Source organism: Robinsoniella peoriensis, from assembly GCF_000797495.1.
In the GTDB taxonomy this organism is placed as follows: domain Bacteria; phylum Bacillota; class Clostridia; order Lachnospirales; family Lachnospiraceae; genus Robinsoniella; species Robinsoniella peoriensis.
This window is the reverse complement of sequence record NZ_JTGN01000003.1, coordinates 448974-468694: the sequence shown is the minus strand read 5'-3', so window position 1 is coordinate 468694 and position 19721 is coordinate 448974. Positions and strand designations below refer to the sequence as shown.

The following is a 19721-nucleotide window of genomic DNA, read 5'->3' as shown; positions in this document are numbered from 1 at the left end:
TTTCTTTCCATTAATTTTTAATTTCCATATGAATAAATTTTCTTCTGCCATATGAATCATTCAATGCCCGGTCCCATTTCACAAATTCTTCGTAAGGGTCTCTGCCGGAACCGCCAGTCAAAAAATGTATAAACGGCTCCGGCACCGATAAATCCATAGAAAGTTTTCTGCAGTTTACTTCTCCAAACAATTGCCTGCCCATCAGTTTTACCGATTCTAAATCCGTCAATGATGAAGATTTCTTATCTTCTTTCGCCGCAACAGGCATGATGGAAAAAATATCTCTGGATGTTCCGATCATCTTTTCGTTCTCACCTGTCGTATACCACCACCCCCCAAGCAATAAAATAGAATGATTATCCGGTGAGATAAAACAGTTATTGATATTGATACCATTGTGAACAAGCTTATTGTATTTGAGGAAACATGTTAAGCTAAACAATCTGCTTATGATCCAGGCAACATGCCTGTCGTCTAATTTTCCTCCAAAATACGCAAGGACACTTTTAAGAGAAATAACGTGATCTGGCTTTTCCAACAGAATTACATATTCTCCGCCTTTTGTCTGAAAGGCATTCAGAATTCGGGGAAGAAACCTGCTTAAATCTGCTTTCATATGCTCATCCTGAAATTTCAGTCCGGAGATTCTCATTACAGCATTTTCAAAATATTTTTTCTTGTCTGAACCTAATACATATGCAATCCTGGTTTTAGTTTCATATCTTGTGCCCAGTTCAAAATCAAATGCTGCGTCATAATTTAATGCAATCTTTTCGTTATCATCCCGCCTGCTTACCAGAATATAATTGGATTTCTCCCAGGCTCCGGCCTCGGAGAGTTTCAATGCCTCACGATACAATTCTGTAATCCTGGAATATACTTCTGCTGCTCCTGGTGTACAATTGATATCCGGATGCCAGACTTTGACCAATTCTTTATATCTTGCCTTTATCATATCAATTCCATAAGGGAACAAATCACCGGTTTTGGATATTGATAAAATCTGTTCTGCTTTCAAAGTCCTCACCTCATCTTGGTTTCTTACAGCTTGATACTCACCTAATGGTTTCCCACGCATCTTTTATCCCTTAAAATCTTCCGCCCTTCTATAGATTTTACTGGGTCTATGGGCACCCACCTTTTTCATTTTACCGGTATCTTCTACTATATCCTGAATACTTTTCCGGAAATTTGCTTTGAATAAATTTTTGCCCAATAAAATCTCGTAGATTTTTTGTAATTCGGGCAATGTAAATTCTTCGGGCAGAAAATGAAAAGCAATTGTCGTGTATTCTGTTTTATTTTGTATGCGTTCTCTCCCGTATGCAATCATCTCTTTATGATCAAATGCCAGTTTATACTGTTCGGAAAGAATTTCCGTTACATCCATAAACAGAACTTCCGTTACCCGCTTGCCGATGCTCTCCGCAAGCAGCTCTCTGGGAATCAGAGCCATATATGAGACAGAAATTACCCGGTTTCTTGGGTCTCGTCTGCAGTCATCCCCCCATGTATATAATTGTTCCAGATAGATATTCTCCGTAATCCCTGTCTCCTCCTCAAGACATCTCCTGGCAGCGTGAGACAGCGTCTCGTCCTCGGCTACCGCAACTCCCGGCAGCGCCAGAGCCCCTTTGAACGGCTCCTCATTTCTTCGAACCATTAATACTTTCAGCTTGTCATCTTCAATTGTCATAATTAAAAAATCCACAGCAACTGCAATTTTTTCATGTCTGAATGCATTCATATCTAAACTAAATCCTTTCTTTGAAATAGTTAGTAGCTTTTTTATACTTTTATATTAGTATAATTTTACTACTAAGTCAAGTCTTATTTGAAAATATATTTAAATCATGGTGCCCACAGCAGTCCGAGAACAATTGGTGAACACGCTATTGCTACATCAAACAATTTATCTTAAATTTGGGTTTCGCTGATTAAGACGCTTTGTAAATGATAGGTAGTGTACAGAAAGATGGGTGTGGAAAACTGGTATGGGCTCCGTCAGCTGGCCGCAGAACTGGTATTTTCTAACCTTTCCGTACACTACCTATATCTACAAAGCGTCATTAATCACCTAACCCCCAACACAATAGAAAAAGCATCCATGAACAAAAGCTGTTCATGGATGCTGGTTTCTCCCGGCATTCCCCCTTATTCTGTTGGATTCCCCAGTCCCCCAGTCCGTGACGTATAAAATGTTCACTGCCGGAATGATGATAAATAGAAGGATAATCCTGCTGCTGCCCCACGGAATAATATCCCAGAAGCTGCCTTCCCCGCAGTGATTTTTTACTTTCATCTTATACTCTTAATTTCTAATTCAGTATTACCTGCATCTTGTACTATAATCGTCCTTTCTTCCCCTGGAAGCATATTAAAATAATTATCGCTGCATTTGTAGTTTCCGGCTATATACACACCGCACACATACCCCCCGGCCCTTAACACAAGCTTTTTATCATTTCCGATTACCTTTTCTTCCATAACCTCCACAGGACTCTTTGCATACTTCAGCCGGCTGTTGGGGCAGGTGTATAGCATTGCATGATCAATGCCGTCATCATATACATACAGCATATATGATCCGCATTCTAAGTCATAGTCACCTAATTTTTCTTTTAATACCTGCATCCTTGACCCGGCGGGAACTTCAAATACCATTTCTCTGGTGTCACTGATTTTCCCATCAAATGATACATAACCAAATTTCACTTTGCAGCGCAGTTTTTCCTTTGTATCGTTGATTCCCCGGATAAGAATACAGTCATCCGCCTGCCTGATAATAAATTTCTTATGGGCAAATGCCCTTTTAACCCCGTAATAAGAAATCTTTCTCCTCAAATAGTAATCTATAACTGTCCATCCAACTTCTCCCCAGGCGTCATTATACATCCAGAAAAGCGCTCCACCGCAGTCTTCCTGAAAACGGAATGACTCCAGGGAATATTCATAGACATCTCCCTGTACAAGCCCGCCATACAGAATAAATTCGCTCTCTGTAAGCTCATGATTCTCAGGCAGATAGTTTTGTACAATGGCTTTCCCCAAGGTATCTTTCATTGTCACGTTTGTATGGGATTTCCACAGCTTTCCATTCATATCCAGATCTCCGTCTCCCAGATATTCCTTGATACTCTCTAAGCAGCATGGTCCGAGAACACCATATTCACTTACGAACTTTGTTTTGATAGCATCATAACTCTTTAAATCCAAAGCTTCCCGGATATCATTACTTACAAATCCATGACTCCACAGATGTGCATCACCACAGTCTAAATCATTTGCATTCTTCCCGCCATATGGAGAGCTGTTCCAATAGGGTATGTAGGGACAATTCATCCAAACCACTTCCTTAGAAAGGACATTTGGAATCCAAAGTCCATATTGATTTTGATAAGACGGTTTTATTTTCCATCTGTCCAGGAATTCGGGATTGGAAAAAATCCAGTGGTTCTCATTCGTGCCGCAAAAAAGTGCAATGCAGGAATGTGTCCGCAGCCGCTTTGCCTGATAGGCATATTCAGAACGTATTTCATTTTCAAACCACGCCTGCTGTTCCGGATATGCACCGCATGCCAGCATAAAGTCCTGCCACACCAATATTCCTTTCTCGTCACAGAGATCATAGAACAGTTCTCTTTCGTATAATCCGCCACCCCAAATGCGGATCATATTGAAATTAGCCTCAACTGCCTCCTCTAGTAATGTACGGTATTTTTCCGCTGTAACCCTTGCATATATAAAATCATTTGGTATCCAGTTCGCTCCCTTACAAAATATCTCCTGTCCGTTCACGATAAATTTAAAATTTCTGGTCCCATCCTCCAAAACCGGCGTATCTATACTGATTTTTCTGATACCATAGTTAAAAACTGGCCAGCTTTCATTCGTATCTGCGCATCGTGCCGTTATTTCCACCTGGTAAAGGGGCTGTTCTCCATAACCGGCAGGCCACCAAAGCTCTGCTTCCTGGATTTCCATTTCCTGATTAATATAATTTGTGCCGGATGTGAGCAGGATATCGGGAATCGTTTTGCATGCAGCAATTTTGCCGTCCTTTCGAATTACAATTTCCAGATCACAATCAACCGTATCCACGATATTTAAGTTTTCTGCATTAACCATCACGTTTAATAATGCCAGCTTCCCATCCCCATCCTTCTTAATCTCTTTTGTTTCAATTCCAACTTCGCGGATCGCAATCTTATTATAAGCTCGGACAAAGGCTTGTCCGGTAATGCCAACGGAAACCAGCCGCGGTCCCCAGTCCCAGCCAATATTATACTGGGGCCGCCTTACCATTGTCCTTCTGTGATCACCCCTGTCACTGTCATTAAAGTCGCTTTCAGCGGTAACGGCACAATCAATTTGAGCCAGATCCTTTATAGATATATTTTCAAGCCCACTGGTGAGCCGAACCGACAGTTTATTATCCCCATTTACTAAAAATCTTTTTATCTCACAAATAAACGGATAATGTACATTTTGATGAGATCCAATATATTGATCATTTAAAAATATATCGCTGTTCGTATCCAGGCCTTCCAGCACTAACTCTATGACTTCGTTTTCCATGCCGATGTCAGCGGATGAAAAATGCTTTTGAAACCACCAGGAGCGTTCTTCCATCCATTTGGATTCATAACTGTTATCTCCTTCTAAGGGTTCCTTAATGACACCGGCATCTATCAGAGGCATGCGGACATCCACCGGTAAATCACACTTATACCACCCCTCATTTATTTTATTTATATCGGCAAGATATTGCCTGTCCCAACTAAAAGGAGCTTCATGAAGCACCCATGATTTATTTAATTTTGTAATATTCATCTCTTTTCACCTAACCTTTCACCGCTCCGGCAACCATGCCTTTTATAATATGTTTTGAAAAAATGAAATAAGCTGCCATTGCAGGCAAAATTGCTAATAACATAGAAGTCATCATTCTTGGATAGTTTGTAGTAAACTGCCCTTTAAATAATGCTATTCCCACCGGAAGTGTCATATATTTTTCTGAATTCGTAAGGATCAGGGCAAAGGTAAATTCATTCCACGATCCAAAAAACTGAATAATTCCTATGGTCACAAGTATTGGTTTACACATGAAGAGGACAATTGAGAAAATGGTTCTTTCCCTGGAGCATCCATCTATGGCTGCTGCTTCTTCTACCTCTACCGGTATGGTCCTGACATAGCTTTCCACCAGAAACACAGCCAGGGGAAGCCCCATTGCGGTATATGGAAGTACTAATGTAAACCAATGGTCTGTCAGATGTAACTTCGTAAACATTACATACATTGGGACCATGATTGCATGCACGGGAACCAGCATTCCCAGTAAAAAAAATGTATAGGTAGATTTTCGCCCCGGAAAATTATACCGGGATAACAGGTATCCAATCATAAACCCAAACAGCAGTATAAAAAACAAGGCAAGCAGGCTATAGCGCAAACTGTTCCATACCCATACCAGAAATTTACTGTTAGTCAGAATCTCCTGATAGTAGGAAAAATTGATTTGTGTTGGCAGCGCAACGGGATTCTGATAAAATTCCGATTTTGTTTTAAAGGAAGAGTAGACAAGCCAAACCAAAGGATAAATACAGGAAAGGGAAAATATGATTAAGAGGAAATTGGGAATGATATGTATTACCTTTAATTTATTTTTTTTCATCTTCATTTTTCCCTCCTGCCAGCCTGTTAAGCGGAACCTGTGTGCCCAAAATAAATATCAGGCTTACAATCAGGATCACAATGGACATTGCGCTGCCATATCCCATTTTATAGGACGTAAATGATGTATTATATGCATACATTGCCATAACGCTGCTGGAGTATCCCGGACCGCCGGATGTCATCGCATATATAATATCGAATGCCTTCATATTTCCGGCAATACAAAGGGTAATACAAACTATAAGCGTATTCTTTATAAGGGGAACCGTGATATATAATGCCTTTTTCCAACCGACTGCACCATCTATCTCAGCCATTTCAAGTACCTGGGGATCGATGGATGACATACCGGAGAGCATTATCACCATATAGTATCCAATAAATTGCCATATGATTGGAATAGCAACCAGCAGCATGATGATCTTCGGATTATTGAGCCAGGGCTGCACTTTACTTTCCAATCCCACCATTTTAAGAACGGCATTGAGCAGCCCGTACTCATAGTTATAAATCAGGTTCCAGATAAATCCAACAATAACTGCCGAAAGCACCGATGGAAAATAGCACATTGTCCGGTGAAACCCCTTAAATTTTACATGCCTGCTGCCCAGAAATGTTGCAAATATAAATGCCAGCCCAATCTGGAAAATCAAACATACTGCCACCAGGTAAATATTATTCAGCAGGGATTTGATAAAGATCTTATCCTGAATAACATCCACAAAGTTTTTAATCCCTATAAAGGTCTTATTTACACCCCCATTCCAGTCAAAAAATCCATAATATAAAGCCAGTAAAATGGGAACAAACAGTATAACTGCATACCATAATACTCCTGGAAGTAAATACAAATATATTTTATGTTTAACTAATTTTAAGCCATGACTCATTCTTCCACCACCATTCATCTTTTCACTATCAAGCAGGGTAAACCGTTTTTCTGCATTTAGAAACTATTTCTTTATATTGTCCTGATCCACCTGTATCTCCTGTGCAAGTTCCTCCGGTTTCTTTGTTCCGTTTAGCAGTTCCTGCAATCCTGAATTCATTGTCTCAATAACTGCTGCATTCATTTGCAAATCATAAATCGGAACAATATTCTTATCCTTTGTCAGTGCCACAAAGTCCTTCACCAGCTGAGACTGTCCGGACATGCCTGAATCATCCACATTCATCGGTGTTACAAGGCCATATTCTTTCATAGCATATTCTGCCATTTCAAACCCGTTTAGATAAATAATATAATCCATTGCCATTTTCAGTTTATCACCCGTTAGCTTTTTATTGACGCACCAAAACCATCCGCAGCCCCCAGTCACATCCTGTTGTTCGGAACCATCCAGGTTCGGCAGCATGGCAACTTTTGTATTTTTTAACACCTCTTCATCATAGGACGCTATATTTCCCAGTCCCCATGAGGCATTAATGACAGCAGACACCTTTTTCTGCCCATACAGCTCAAATCCCTGTGCATCATTAATGGTATTAAAATCTTCGTTGAAGAGTTTATCCTCCGCCATTTTCTGGAAGTGCGCCAGTGCATCCACAAATGCCTGGTCTGTAAATTTGGCTTTTCCATCATTCTTAATAATACTTTCGGTCCATTCACTTCCGGTATGTAAATCACCTATCCCTGAAAAGATATAGGATTCTGCCGGCCATTTGTCCTGATTCCCCATACCGAACATAGGGATTCCTTTTTCCAGAAATTTCTCAGAGGCTTTATAGATGTCATCCCAATTATCCGGAAACGTATCATACCCGATTGATTTCCATAACTCTTCATTGTATAAAACGACTGAGGAAAGTGCCAGCTGCCCCGTCATTCCATATATCTTACCGTCCCTTGTTGCCGCGTCAAAAACACCCGGCTTATAATTGCCTTTGTGTTCATATTGATCCAGATACTCATTCACTGGTGCCAATAAATCATTGTCTATGAAGTTATCCATCCAGGAACCTTTCACCATGAATATATCCGGCAGTTCGTTCACTGCTGCCTGAGCCTGGATCTTGGTAGAATAATCATCATGAGACATTACCTGGCTGACCACTTTAATATCCGGATGCTCCTTCTGCCATGCTTCCGACATAGTCAGATGGGCATCTCCCTGATTATTCGTAGCCCGGTCTTCTTCTGTAAAATTGTGCATTACCGTAAGCTCAATTCCTTTGCTGCTATCTGAATCCTCACCGCTATTTCCTCCGCAGGCACACAAACTGAATGACATCGCTGCTGCTAAAACTACTGCTGTTATTCTCTTTTTCATATTCCTTTCCTCCTTCGACCACAAAAGTATTGGTTTTTGACATCCCAATCGTTCTTTACTGACTGGTGCCTGTCTGTTTACAATACTATTCTACAACTATCCTCAATCTTCTAAAACCTGTATTTTCATTGGGAATATCCTTATAATTTGCAATCTTTACCCTTAATCTGATTTGACTGGCATATGATATCCTTAAATATTGCTAAATATCCTCAATTTTTGTCATATCAAACTAATTTGCATGAAAGTTATATATTGTATAGATATTAATCTGATTTTTTTCTGTATCTTGTTTTTATTTTATAGAAATAATGGTATAATTCATAATTAGAAAACTTATCTCAGGGGGATAAAATATGAAACTGCAATTTAAAAGACCGATTACCATGCGCAGGCAGATACTTGTACTTTTTGTTTTACTGATGCTGATACCATTCATACTCTTAGTGTTAATTGCAGATATTATTTTTACTACCCATGCACAAAATGACCTTAAAACTATATATAACAGCAATGTGACGGAGATGGCTAACAGTCTTGATACCCTGTTCACAAACGCAACTGACCTGACACTTTTTCCTTTAACTGAAGATTCAATGCGCACTTATCTAACAATACCAAGTTCAAACCCCGATTTTTTAAGGAAGAAACAAAAAAGCTCAAATATCCGAAATTTAATACCTTATGGTTATCGGGAAGGGATTTTAAGTATTGGACTTTACCGGGAAGACGGAGACTATATAATTACAGACAATACGGTCAAATACACAGAAACTGATTATGAGAATGTCAGAAAACATGATTTGCTTCCTTTCTGGTATTTTCCAGCGGACGAACAATCTATCTTTTTACTTCGGCATTTCAGAAACCCAACAAATTTTTCCGAGTATGCAGGATACATAAAGCTCCGGCTGAGTTTATCCTATGTAACGTCAAAAATGAGTAATCATCTGCAGAATGAAGAGACCTCCTATTTTTTAATCACACCTAACAACGCTCTTCTTATTGAAGTTAATACCGGTCAGTCTGACACACTCTATCAAAAGTTCTCTTTTACATATGAAGAGCTAAAACAAAAGGCTGAGTCTGGTCAGCCAAGTACGATACAGAATAATTGTATCATCTCACAGCATCTGCTCTCAAACGGGCTGATACTGTACAGTATTGCAGCTCCCCATATAATCTCCGAAGTGAGGCACGCATTCTGGCCAAGCATGCTAATGGCTTCCACTGCCGTAATGCTATTATCGTTTATGCTGTCATTTTACTTCTCCAAAAAGATTACGATACCCCTGGAGACACTTGGTGAAAAAATGACGAATCTGACAACAGGGAATTTTTCCAGCCGGGCTGATATTGAAGGCTGCCAGGAAATCTCCATGCTGACAGATCGTTTTAATAATATGGCGGGACAGTTGGAAATTCTATACAATAAAGTTTATCTGGGGGAATTAAAGCTAAAACAATCACAGCTGGATGTACTGGAAACACAGATAAATCCCCACTTTCTTTATAACACCCTGGACACCATATATTGGATGGCTAAACTGGGGGAAACAGAAAAAGTAAGCTTAATGGTATCCAATTTATCACAGATGATGCAGATGACGCTCTCGGCAAAAACAAAAGATAAAGTTACTTTGTTTGATGAACTGAAACACCTCACCTGCTACATCGTGATCCAGGATATACGGCATAATGGCAAGATTCTTTTTGATGTAAAATGCAATGATGATATAAAGGGTTTCCAGGTTTTAAGCTTTCTCCTGCAGCCCCTTGTGGAAAATGCGCTTCATCATGGTTTATCCAGCTATTCAAACGGCATTATCCATGTACATATATACCGGTCAGGTAATGATCTTATTTACGAGGTTGCCAATAACGGAACCCCCATAAATCCCGATGAAATCACTACTCTTCTGAATTCCGGCAAACCCGCCCTGAAAGGGTTTGCCCTAAAGAATATCATAGAGCGGCTGCAGCTTAGGTACGGCGAACCCTATTCACTTACTTACTTTTTAGATGGGGATTTTAGCGTGTTCCGGATAAATCAACCAATTGAAGGAGATGAAAATGATGACAAAAATACTGATTGTTGATGATGAGGATTTTATCCGTAAAGGAATGATATATACCATTCCCTGGGAAGATAACGGATTTACTGTATTCGAGGCAGCAAACGGTCAGGAAGCCTTTGAAGTCTCCCTGCAGCAGCGTCCGGACATTGTTTTAGCAGATATTCAGATGCCTGTTATGAATGGACTTGAACTGGCGGAAAAGTTACATTCTGTTCTGCCTAACACCAAAATTATCATTTTGACTGCCTTTGGCAGCGAAGAAAATTTATTAAAAGCAATCAACTTTAAAGTAAGCGCCTTTCTGATTAAAAGCGCATGCAGTGAAAAAATATTGGAAACGGTCATCAGAATCCGGGATGAAACCGCGGCTTACAATGATCAAACGGAAAAACTGAATCATATACAGCAGATCTATACAGAAAACCAGCCGCTGTTAAAATCAAGCCTGCTGCTACGATTTATCCGCAAACAGATCTCATACCCACATTTTTGCAGAAAATATGCCGATTTAGGGGGCGATACAGACATGCCTTCTCTGAGCGTTGGTTTGATGAAGGTAAATTTTGATGATGAAAATTACATCCTTGGGCAATTACTATTTTATTTTGCTGACTTTAACCCTATCTGCTTTTTTGATGACCAAAAAAATGTCATACTGATCCTGAATACAGCAAAAAAGGAACTTACCCCTCAAATGTTTGAACAGATACTACCCAGCATTCAGCCAATATTATTCGGAAATTTCATAACGATCATGAATTCCATTACGTCCTTTACATTTTTACCCATGGCATATGAAATATTAAATCAGACACTGGATAATTGCTTCTGGAGCAAGTCTGCATATCGGATTATCGAACCTACCAGGGAAATTGCAATAAACGACCCGAATATACCATATAATCATGAATCGCAGATCATCCGCAGTATTATTAACCGCGACCAACACCAATTTATGGCGTCCCTATCCTCTTACTATCATTATATGGAACAAAATATGGTACTAAGAAGCGTTTTTCTGGAATCCGTCATGCACATTCTGGTGGTAATTTCCTCTATTCAGAATACGGACCTGGAATTTGATAAAATGAAGGAATTCATATGGGCACTGGAGACACCACAGGAAATTATCGAACAGCTTCGCACCCTCGCATTTCCGGAACCTTCCAGAAATTGTACCAGAGCAGTATCGGATGCCATCTCTTACATGAAAGAACACTTTACAGAAGACCTGCATCTGGAAGATGTTGCAAATGCAGTATTTTTATCACCGGGATATCTTTGCCGCATCTTCAAGCGGGAGACCACTCACTCATTTACAGAGTACCTGCATATCCTGCGGATCGAAAAAGCAAAAGAACTGATTGAGAAAACAGATTATAAATATTATGAAATTGCGGAAAAAGTGGGCTATAAAAATTACAAATATTTTTCGGCTTATTTCAATAAAATTGCAGGGTGCAGCGCAAAAAATTATTATATGGAGCATATAAAAAAAAGCGGTGACAATTCTTACAGCGATCATTCTCCCCAATAAATTCAGGGTGCTGCCCACCCTGGTATGAAACCCAGTGCGGCAGCACCCTTCTGACTGTGTTGCAACTGCAAACGATCTATGCAACGGATATCTTCCGGAATCGTACCATCGGGTTTGGGACTAAACTACCACGCTGCACCCTCTCATACCTTAATTTAATAAAGAAACGATATTTGAGGCGATACTAGACAAGCCGGCTTCTCTTCCGTCTCATAGATTCCATACTTTTTCTCTGTATATGGTATTGCATTGCCCTTCCATACCACACCTTCCTCAAGCAACTGATTATAGAGATTACTATTCACAATAACCCGCAGTTCATTTTCACCTTCCTCAAGTAAATTTGTCACTTCTACTTCTTTTATAACCTGATCGGGGAAATCTGCTTTCTGATCATTCACCCACACTTGAAAGGTATCACACACATCCCCCAGCTTTAGAATATATCTCTGTCCAGCTCATTCCACGGCCGAAGCTCTTTAATTGCAATTGGTTCTCCCCATTTTGGGAATCCGCTTCGTAAGAATGATACTTCCCCATCCTCATATGGACAAAACTTTTCCAACTCCAACCTATCGAAGATGATCGTTCCCAGTGTGTGCTCTGTCGCCTTTTCATCTGCATAAGCATTTGCATTTTGCAATCCATTTTCTACCCTTTCATCTTCCTTATTCTTCCAGTCCACCATTCTGAATGACTCTCTGATACCAGTAAAAAGAATCTTTCGGTATTCTTTCCAATGTTCTGTAATCAACATAGATCAGACCAAACCGCGGGTCACAGCCCTCTGCCCACTCAAAGTTATCCATAATAGACCATGCCGTATAGCCAATTACCGGTATCCCGTCTTTCATCACTTGGTGTAATGCACTCAGATACTGGTACATATAATCAATCCGCTGTGGATCATGGACCTTTCCATCTCTCATTACAAAATCTAGATTGGACATACCATTTTCTGTGATGAGAATCGGAAGGTTATAACGTTCATGGAGGAACTTCGGTGACCAGTAGAGCACTTTGGGTGTGATTGCCCACCCCATTTGTGTACGTGGCATACCAGGCCATCCCAAATCCGGCGCTTCTGTATCTGCATTGTAGTTATTTGCAAAATACACATTATAACCAAAGTAATCCAATGGCTGGCTAATAAATTTCAATTCCTCCTCGGAAAGGATCTCATCTAGATATTTGGGTGCCTTTCCAAGTACCATCGGATCCGCCCACCAATTTGCAGCCATAGAAAATCCCTTTTCAATATCAAACATCTCACTTCTTGCTTTTTCGATTCCGGCTTCCGTTTCATCATAAGCCACAAAGTTTCTCGCATTCAACGCAAATCCAATCTGTGGGTCTGCCAGTTTAGAGCGTTCTCTAATCAGTTGCACACCATGACCATGGCAAAGCAATACATTTTTGCTAATTTGCGCCAAATCACGGAATTTCTGCTCTTCGCTCATACGATTGATCTTAAACGGCGCTTGTCGTCCTTCAAAGTAACCAAATCCAATGAAACATGCAGGTTCATTAAAAGTCATCCAGTATCGCACTTTATCGGAAAGTGCATCAATAACAATCTTCGCATATTCTGTAAATTCATTTATAATCTGTGAGTTCTCCCACCCACCTTCGTTATAGGCCCACATTGGCAAATCCCAGTGATATAGTGTACAAAACGGCTCAATCCCTGCCTGTACCAACTCATCTGCTAGATTTCGGTAGAATTGAAGCCCTTTTTCATTTATCACTCCACGCTCGGGCATTACACGCGGCCAGCTAACTGAAAAGCGATAACTTTTCAGTCCCAACTCTTTCATCAAGGCTACATCCTCTTTATAACAATGATAATGATCGCAGGTCACATCTCCATTTACATTTCGCTTGATATGTCCCTTACTTGTCGCATCCCATATACTGTCTGTTTTGCCATCCTCACTTCTTGCACCTTCCACCTGGAAAGACGCGCTTGCTGCTCCCCATAAAAAATTCTCTGGAAATTTTTTCATTTTATCCTCCTAACGGTTCTGAAATTTACTTTTTCTGGCATAAATAAACTTTGCCACACAACCCCACATGATTCTGCGGCTGCCAGTTCTCCGACTTGTTCTTCGGGAAAATCTGTCGTTCCAAAGTAGTTGCCACTTCAATCGCAATCCGATTCTCTCCCTGATGCAGGAAATTCCCAATCTCATAGCGATAAGGCGGCACAATCTGAATTCCGCAGTCTTTTCCATTAACAAACACTTGCACTGTTTCCCCTGCATCTGTTATCTCCAAAATCGTATTCGACTCCACTTCTGTTCCCAGATTTACATCCTGCTCATACCGCAGCACTCCGGCAAAATCAGGCAGTTCTCTTTCGGCAAAATCAGGCAGTGAAACCTGACTGCTATGTCCAAATGCCGGATAGTCAATGCTCTTGCAGACAGTTCGTTTCCAATTGGTTTCAATTTTTATTTTCCGTACGATATGATAGATGCTTTTTTCCTTCAAATTTCCAGGCATTTCCCAATCAAATACAATTATCCAGCTCTTTCCAGGCTCAATTCGAACTTTGATTTCTAATCCGGTTTCCGCTTCGCGATCTTCCAGTGCTTCCCTTAGCTCCGTGCAGGCTTTGACATCTAACAATTCCAGGCGGTTTTCCCACGCATCATATCGATAACATATTTCTGGCGTTCCTCTAAGCCGGATATTTCCTTCATAGATTTCTGTACCTTCATTCACCAAGTAGAGAATTTCAGGTTCTCCGTAATACTGATAACTACGGATAAATTTCTCCGCCGGGCTAAGTTGTATCTGAGGCATCTTTCTCTCTCTCATGTAATTGGCAAGTTCTGTAAGCTTCACACTCATCGCATTTTCTCTTATTTCTTCCAATAATACCTCTTCTTTGTCTGATTCTATCTGGCTGCAGATTCCCTTTGGATAAGAATTTACAAAAACACATGGAAATCCCTGTTCCCCCAACTTCACAATCGCATCTGCCGTCTCCTTTGTAATATAGTCCGCTTCCGGGATGATAAATATTTTGTACTCTTGTGTATGCACTTTCAAACCATTGTTCAAATTCACTTGATAACAACTGTCTGTAAATATATCTGATGGTACAAAGTCAAACCCGATCTGCGCTTCTGTCAGAACTCGTGCGGGTTCCTGTATATACATACATGTCATACCGCTCCATTCCGCGTCTCCGTGATACAGAATCGCAGCCTCACTCTCATGTCTGCCTCCACTGATCAGATTGCAGATTCGGTTCATATACTTCATCAATTCTCCAAAATGCCGATACTGAGGGTTATGCCCATGCGCATAAAAATGCGGCGGACAGTCAGGATCTGGAAATGCCTTTGGTGAAAAAGCATGAGGCACATAATGATTAACACCGCGCACCATAAAATGATCTGCAAGATATGCTTCCAGACGCACACCCTCTTTCCAACCATAATTCCCGAAAATCTCACACATAGAACGATTTTTCTTTCTTGCATCAATCGCAGCCGCACTGGATGCCAGGCGCCCCAGTGCAAAATGATAAAATACACCATCTCTCTTAGTCCCAAGATGGGATACATGCAGAGTATCTTCTCCCTGCGGCAGTACCTGTCCGCCAATATCATCAATTCCCGACATATCTTGCCCTGCAAGGCCTCTGAAAAAATGCCCCAAGCTGGATCCACACCGCGCATGCTGGTTATTATCCTCAATCAAGTGTCCAATATACTTCACACCATGTTCCCGGCACCAGTCCCCTATCTGCATGGAAAAGTCCTCTTCCACACGCCGTGTCACCAAATCCATAAATCCATATCGCACCTTTGCTGTCATGTTTTCATCAAATTTTCTGTCCCAGAGAAGCGGCAGCAATTTCAGATAATCTGCCCCCCAGTGCTTCTCCAAATCCTTCTGCAGCTGTATGCTCCACGGTTGGTCATCCTGCTCATAGATCTTTTGATCCATCAAATAAAGATGTCCGTTTCCAATCTCCGGCTCATCAGAGAAAAATCCTGCAATTGTTTTCCCGAAGTCATCCTTATAATGTGCATAATGAGGTTCATATACTGTCTCAATCAATGTACGGCATGCCTCTTTATCCAGCATATTCATATAGTTCCGGTGCGCTCCTCTGTTTCTTGTCAGTTGGCAAGAATAAATTTGCCAATCTCCCTCGGAAGGCGTAAAGACAATTTTCCCTTCGTTTTCCTTCAGCATCACGAGATCTTTTTCACCCGATCCATTCTTTTTTACAGCAACGGCGCCCAGCCACTGATCATCAGAAAATGTTTCAAATGACATGTCAAAATAATTTTCAATCCATGTAGCTTCAAACGGCGCTACGCTTTTATATTCTGTCGCCTCCCATGTCCGTTCACATCCCGCTGCTACTTCTCCCAACACCTTATATGTCAGAAACCATCTTCTGCAGGAATCCGGCTTTTCTTCTACCTTTCCATTACAATAGCCTGTCGGAAAATGACTGTCATCCAAAATCCATACTTTCATCTTCCGCCTTCTTGCTTCATCTAGAATGATATCCATATCATGCCACCATCTAGCTCCAACAAAATCAGGATGGGGGCGGCTTTCAATACAAACAGCTCGGATATTCGCATTATAGATCACCTGCATATACTCACGCAGTATTGATTCTGTTTCCCCATGCTGCCAAAAAAACGGAAAAATGTAATTATCCATTTCGTTATTCAATAGTCTTTCTATTTTTGAATTCATCTGCGTCTCCTCTTTTTGCTTTGCTGGCTGTACTGTATTCCATTTAATCATCCTGTGCATACTTTTGCCGATACTCACTGGGCTTCATACCTTCCGTTCGTTCAAATATCTGATTAAAATGATTCACATCACTATATCCCACCAGCCTGCATACTTCGTAGATGTGCAGCTCTGTTTCTGCCAGCAGCTTCTTCGCCCGATCCACACGATAATCCATCAAATATCTCTGATAAGTCACACCAGTCTTTTTCTTAAACAACTGACTGAAATAATATGGATTGATATAAAACTTCTTTGAAATATCATTCAAGGTAATGTTCTGATTATAATTCTTCCGGATATATTCTTTTGCCTCTACAATCAAATCCTTTTTCTTCGGCACACTATCTTTGAGCATCACTTCATTCATAATGCTCACCATATTCATAATCCAGTTTTCCAACTGTTCCATAGTCTTAAACTTTTCAATACTTTTCAACGTGAACAGGTTTTTTCCAAAGTACTCATTCAACTGCAGCTGTGCCGTCGGGATATTATGCAGTCCAAGCAGTACAATATTCAGACTCAATTTTTGCAGTTCAGGAAGTGAAAGATTGTTTTCTGAAAGAACCCTATTGAAAATTCCTTTTACCGCAATATGAAATCCATCCTGATCAAACCGATCAATTCGTTCTTTCAGTTGCTCTGTCTCTTTCTCTGTAAGCAAATCTGTCCGGTTATCCATATCATACAGTTCCTCAAACAGAATCGCTGCACTACTCCCCTTCAGGATTCGGTAATTCAATGCCACACGGGCTTCTTCATATGCTTTCGGAAGCTTTGTATAATCCTCGTAAGAACTTCCTATTCCAACACTGATATGGTATCGATCTTGTTCTTCTTTCATAGCATACTGTCGGATAAGATTCTTCTTTTCTTCTATATCCATACTCTTTGCACCTATGACAACTGCCATCTGTGCATTTCCCGTCTTTACTCCATAGAAAAACATCCCACTTGAAGAAGTCAGCCCTTCTTCTATACTGAAATCACTCAGAGCTTCATCCCATTCAATCACCATACAGGTATACTGTCCATATTCTTCCGATATACCCATCTGATTCAGGTATTCTCCGACTTTATATTGACTGTCTGTTCCACCTGTCAGGAAATCCCGCAGAGCATAATCTCTCATATCATCATTTAGCTTACTAAGCGAATCCTCTGTCTTTCTTCGCTCTGAGATTTCTTTACATACTTTACTCAGCATGTTGCTCAGTTCTTCTTCATCCACCGGTTTTGTAATAAAATCCCTTACACCAAGTTCAATCGCCTTCTTGGCATAGCTGAACTCTGCATAACCACTTAACACCATGAACTCTGTCGGAAAACTGACTTCCCGCAATGCCCGAATCATTTCCAATCCATCCATAACCGGCATTTTGATATCCGTCAATATAATATCCGGCTGTTCCTCCGTTGCCTTCTCATAACCTTCCCTACCATCATGTGCCAATAGAACCGGTGTACATTCCGGATTGTATTTTTCTACTAAATAGGCAATTCCTCTTGCCTTTTCTTTCTCGTCCTCTACAATCAACACTTTATATGCCATAACTCAACCTCTTCATCTAGTCCATATATGGTACTCGAATCTCAACAACCGTTCCCTGTTCATTGCTTGATACAATTCGCAATTCTCCGTCGCTTCCATAACGCAGGCGGAGTCTCTCAGCAATATTGCGAAGTCCGATTCGATGTGAATCACTCTCTTCTACACCCTTTTCTTTCTGTATTTCCACATCTTGGGACACGTAAAGTCCCTGTCGCACCGCTTCCAATCTCTCCGGACTCATTCCCTTCCCGTCATCCTGAATGGTAAAGACCATTTTCTTCTCTTCTGTCAATTGGCCCGTAATCCATATTTCAATGGGTATCCCACTTTCGTTACTTCCATATTTAAAGCAATTCTCCACAACTGGCTGAAACAAAATTGCCATGAACTTCGCATGATAAATTTGTGGATCTATACTCTCTTTTAGTGTAATTACATTATCAAACCGAATATTCTGTAGTTGGATATAAGATCGAATATTTTCCAGTTCATCACGAACTTTATAATTTTTCTTATCGCTGTCCAGAACTGTTCGAAACATCTTTGCCAGCAACTTTACCATATCCGCCACTGTATCGTCTCCATTCAAAATCGCTTTGATACGAATCGATTCCAGTGTATTAAACAGAAAATGGGGATTAATCTGGGTACAAAGTGCCAAATACTGCGCATTTTTTTGACGAATTCCAGCCTGGTACACCTCTTCAATTAGTTTCTCCATTTTGCCAACCATATGGTTGTAGCTTTTTACAAGACTTCCAATCTCATCATTTCCTGCCGAATCCATAATAAGCTCATAATTCCCGCCTTCTAGACATTCCATACTACTTTGCAGTTTCTTGATCAGACGAAGCATCCTTTTACTAAATAGGATAGAAACTGAAATAATAACCACTATTAAAATTATAACGAGAAGAAGGGTCACCCTTTGAATAAAACTGACCCGCAGTAACATTTTGCTCCGAGGAATAACTGTATTAATCTTCATTCCTAACTGTTCCGTTGTATCTTCTATCACGAGATAATTGCTTGGATCCTTCTGATACATCAGAAGCTCTTCTTCATTAATCTCACTATAATTCACCCGCCCGCTGGACAGATCCGAATCATAAATCAGACCACCTCTGGCATCTGTAATATTGATTTTTATATTATATTGATTGCGTTCTAACAAAAAAGCATCACTCAGCTTTAGAATGCTCGCAGGTGGCAAATCAATCAGAATTAAACCTGCATATCTACCATTGCTACCATAAACTTTCCGTCCAAAGGTAACTATAATCTGATCCTTATTTTTATCGTAATAAGAACAATCATGCAGTGGCGTCAAAAACAAGGTGTCTAAATTCTGCTGCTGATCTAAAAACCACTTCTGTTGAATCAGTTCTTCATAATTTAAAGTCTTTCCGTTCCGATCATATTGATAGTACTCCCCGGCTTCGTTCATAATTGTAATCGATTGGATCTCACTTTCCATAGTCATTAGTTTCATGACCATTTGACGATAATACAATTTATTTTCAACCTGCTGGGATATTGGAATATCGGTAGCTAAATTATCCAACAGTCTGTCATTTACCAACAATGACTTTGTAGATAAATCATAATCGCTTACAAATTGATTCATATCTGAAGCAATCTGCGAACTAAATATAGCTGTTGTCTCCTCCATTTCTGCTTCTAAACTAGCCGCTGAAATGCGATAAAGCACAAAACTGCTGATAAGCAACGGTATTACACTAACTATTGAAAACACAAGTATCAATTTTAAAGCCATATTCAGGTTATGCCATATCTTTTTCATTACCATCACACCGAAACGTAAGTTT

General features: G+C 40.3%; 15 protein-coding genes. 2 read left to right on the top strand and 13 right to left on the bottom strand.

Annotation, left to right across the window (positions count from 1 at the left end):
- Window positions 1–10 precede the first annotated feature (10 nt).
- The 7 genes from QR40_RS08420 to QR40_RS08390 form a co-directional block, all read right to left on the bottom strand.
- Entirely contained in the window at window positions 11–1018 is a 1008-nt protein-coding gene (locus tag QR40_RS08420; RefSeq protein ID WP_044294321.1) for a J domain-containing protein, read from the bottom strand.
- Between the two features lie 63 nt (window positions 1019–1081).
- Window positions 1082–1747, bottom strand: coding sequence for an NUDIX hydrolase (locus QR40_RS08415; RefSeq protein ID WP_044294320.1), 666 nt, complete (start codon window positions 1745–1747; stop codon window positions 1082–1084).
- 375 nt (window positions 1748–2122) lie between these two features.
- On the bottom strand, window positions 2123–2302 hold the full coding sequence (locus QR40_RS08410) for a hypothetical protein (RefSeq protein ID WP_044294319.1): 180 nt from the start codon (window positions 2300–2302) through the stop codon (window positions 2123–2125).
- The gene (locus QR40_RS08405; protein WP_044294318.1) at window positions 2299–4833 is read right to left on the bottom strand and encodes a glycoside hydrolase family 2 protein; all 2535 of its coding nucleotides are present in this window, start codon (window positions 4831–4833) and stop codon (window positions 2299–2301) included. Before QR40_RS08405 ends, QR40_RS08410 begins: the two co-directional genes overlap by 4 nt.
- Window positions 4834–4843: 10 nt before the next feature.
- Entirely contained in the window at window positions 4844–5683 is an 840-nt protein-coding gene (locus QR40_RS08400; RefSeq protein WP_052430750.1) for a carbohydrate ABC transporter permease, read from the bottom strand.
- Window positions 5664–6569, bottom strand: coding sequence for a carbohydrate ABC transporter permease (locus QR40_RS08395; protein WP_044294316.1), 906 nt, complete (start codon window positions 6567–6569; stop codon window positions 5664–5666). The genes QR40_RS08400 and QR40_RS08395 overlap by 20 nt, the downstream gene beginning before the upstream one ends.
- 63 nt (window positions 6570–6632) lie before the next feature.
- Entirely contained in the window at window positions 6633–7949 is a 1317-nt protein-coding gene (locus QR40_RS08390; protein ID WP_044294315.1) for an ABC transporter substrate-binding protein, read from the bottom strand.
- A 356-nt stretch (window positions 7950–8305) separates the two neighbouring features.
- On the opposite strand from QR40_RS08390, the gene QR40_RS08385 reads away from it, so the two are divergent.
- Together QR40_RS08385 and QR40_RS08380 are read left to right on the top strand one after the other, a co-directional pair.
- On the top strand, window positions 8306–10048 hold the full coding sequence (locus tag QR40_RS08385; protein WP_044294314.1) for a sensor histidine kinase: 1743 nt from the start codon (window positions 8306–8308) through the stop codon (window positions 10046–10048).
- A complete protein-coding gene (locus tag QR40_RS08380) occupies window positions 10023–11564 on the top strand; it encodes a response regulator (protein ID WP_160295787.1) in 1542 nt (513 codons plus the stop codon). Before QR40_RS08385 ends, QR40_RS08380 begins: the two co-directional genes overlap by 26 nt.
- 155 nt (window positions 11565–11719) lie before the next feature.
- On the opposite strand, the gene QR40_RS08375 is transcribed toward QR40_RS08380, so the two are convergent.
- From QR40_RS08375 to QR40_RS08350, 6 genes are read right to left on the bottom strand one after another with little or no spacing between them, the layout of a single operon-like run.
- Window positions 11720–11965, bottom strand: a complete 246-nt coding sequence (locus tag QR40_RS08375) for a hypothetical protein (RefSeq protein ID WP_044294311.1) — start codon at window positions 11963–11965, stop codon at window positions 11720–11722.
- 35 nt (window positions 11966–12000) lie between these two features.
- Entirely contained in the window at window positions 12001–12252 is a 252-nt protein-coding gene (locus QR40_RS08370; protein ID WP_044294310.1) for a hypothetical protein, read from the bottom strand.
- A complete protein-coding gene (locus QR40_RS08365; protein WP_044294309.1) occupies window positions 12233–13570 on the bottom strand; it encodes a glycoside hydrolase family 1 protein in 1338 nt (445 codons plus the stop codon). The genes QR40_RS08370 and QR40_RS08365 overlap by 20 nt, the downstream gene beginning before the upstream one ends.
- 25 nt (window positions 13571–13595) lie before the next feature.
- Complete coding sequence (locus QR40_RS08360; RefSeq protein WP_081998830.1) at window positions 13596–16298, bottom strand: glycosyl hydrolase family 2 protein; 2703 nt, start codon at window positions 16296–16298, stop codon at window positions 13596–13598.
- 43 nt (window positions 16299–16341) lie between these two features.
- Window positions 16342–17892: a response regulator gene (locus tag QR40_RS08355; RefSeq protein WP_044294308.1), complete on the bottom strand. Its 1551-nt coding sequence runs from the start codon at window positions 17890–17892 to the stop codon at window positions 16342–16344.
- A 16-nt stretch (window positions 17893–17908) separates the two neighbouring features.
- Window positions 17909–19696, bottom strand: coding sequence for a sensor histidine kinase (locus QR40_RS08350; protein ID WP_160295786.1), 1788 nt, complete (start codon window positions 19694–19696; stop codon window positions 17909–17911).
- Between the last annotated feature and the right edge of the window lie 25 nt (window positions 19697–19721).

Bases quoted from the DNA above. Each gene is read 5' to 3' on its own strand.
- QR40_RS08360 (WP_081998830.1), bottom strand. From the start codon at position 16,298: ATGAATTCAAAAATAGAAAGACTATTGAATAACGAAATGGATAATTAC.
- QR40_RS08405 (WP_044294318.1), bottom strand. From the start codon at position 4,833: ATGAATATTACAAAATTAAATAAATCATGGGTGCTTCATGAAGCTCCT.
- QR40_RS08415 (WP_044294320.1), bottom strand. From the start codon at position 1,747: ATGAATGCATTCAGACATGAAAAAATTGCAGTTGCTGTGGATTTTTTA.
- QR40_RS08395 (WP_044294316.1), bottom strand. From the start codon at position 6,569: ATGAGTCATGGCTTAAAATTAGTTAAACATAAAATATATTTGTATTTA.
- QR40_RS08380 (WP_160295787.1), top strand. From the start codon at position 10,023: ATGATGACAAAAATACTGATTGTTGATGATGAGGATTTTATCCGTAAA.
- QR40_RS08350 (WP_160295786.1), bottom strand. From the start codon at position 19,696: ATGAAAAAGATATGGCATAACCTGAATATGGCTTTAAAATTGATACTT.
- QR40_RS08370 (WP_044294310.1), bottom strand. From the start codon at position 12,252: ATGGTGGACTGGAAGAATAAGGAAGATGAAAGGGTAGAAAATGGATTG.
- QR40_RS08355 (WP_044294308.1), bottom strand. From the start codon at position 17,892: ATGGCATATAAAGTGTTGATTGTAGAGGACGAGAAAGAAAAGGCAAGA.
- QR40_RS08385 (WP_044294314.1), top strand. From the start codon at position 8,306: ATGAAACTGCAATTTAAAAGACCGATTACCATGCGCAGGCAGATACTT.
- QR40_RS08390 (WP_044294315.1), bottom strand. From the start codon at position 7,949: ATGAAAAAGAGAATAACAGCAGTAGTTTTAGCAGCAGCGATGTCATTC.
- QR40_RS08365 (WP_044294309.1), bottom strand. From the start codon at position 13,570: ATGAAAAAATTTCCAGAGAATTTTTTATGGGGAGCAGCAAGCGCGTCT.
- QR40_RS08410 (WP_044294319.1), bottom strand. From the start codon at position 2,302: ATGAAAGTAAAAAATCACTGCGGGGAAGGCAGCTTCTGGGATATTATT.
- QR40_RS08400 (WP_052430750.1), bottom strand. From the start codon at position 5,683: ATGAAGATGAAAAAAAATAAATTAAAGGTAATACATATCATTCCCAAT.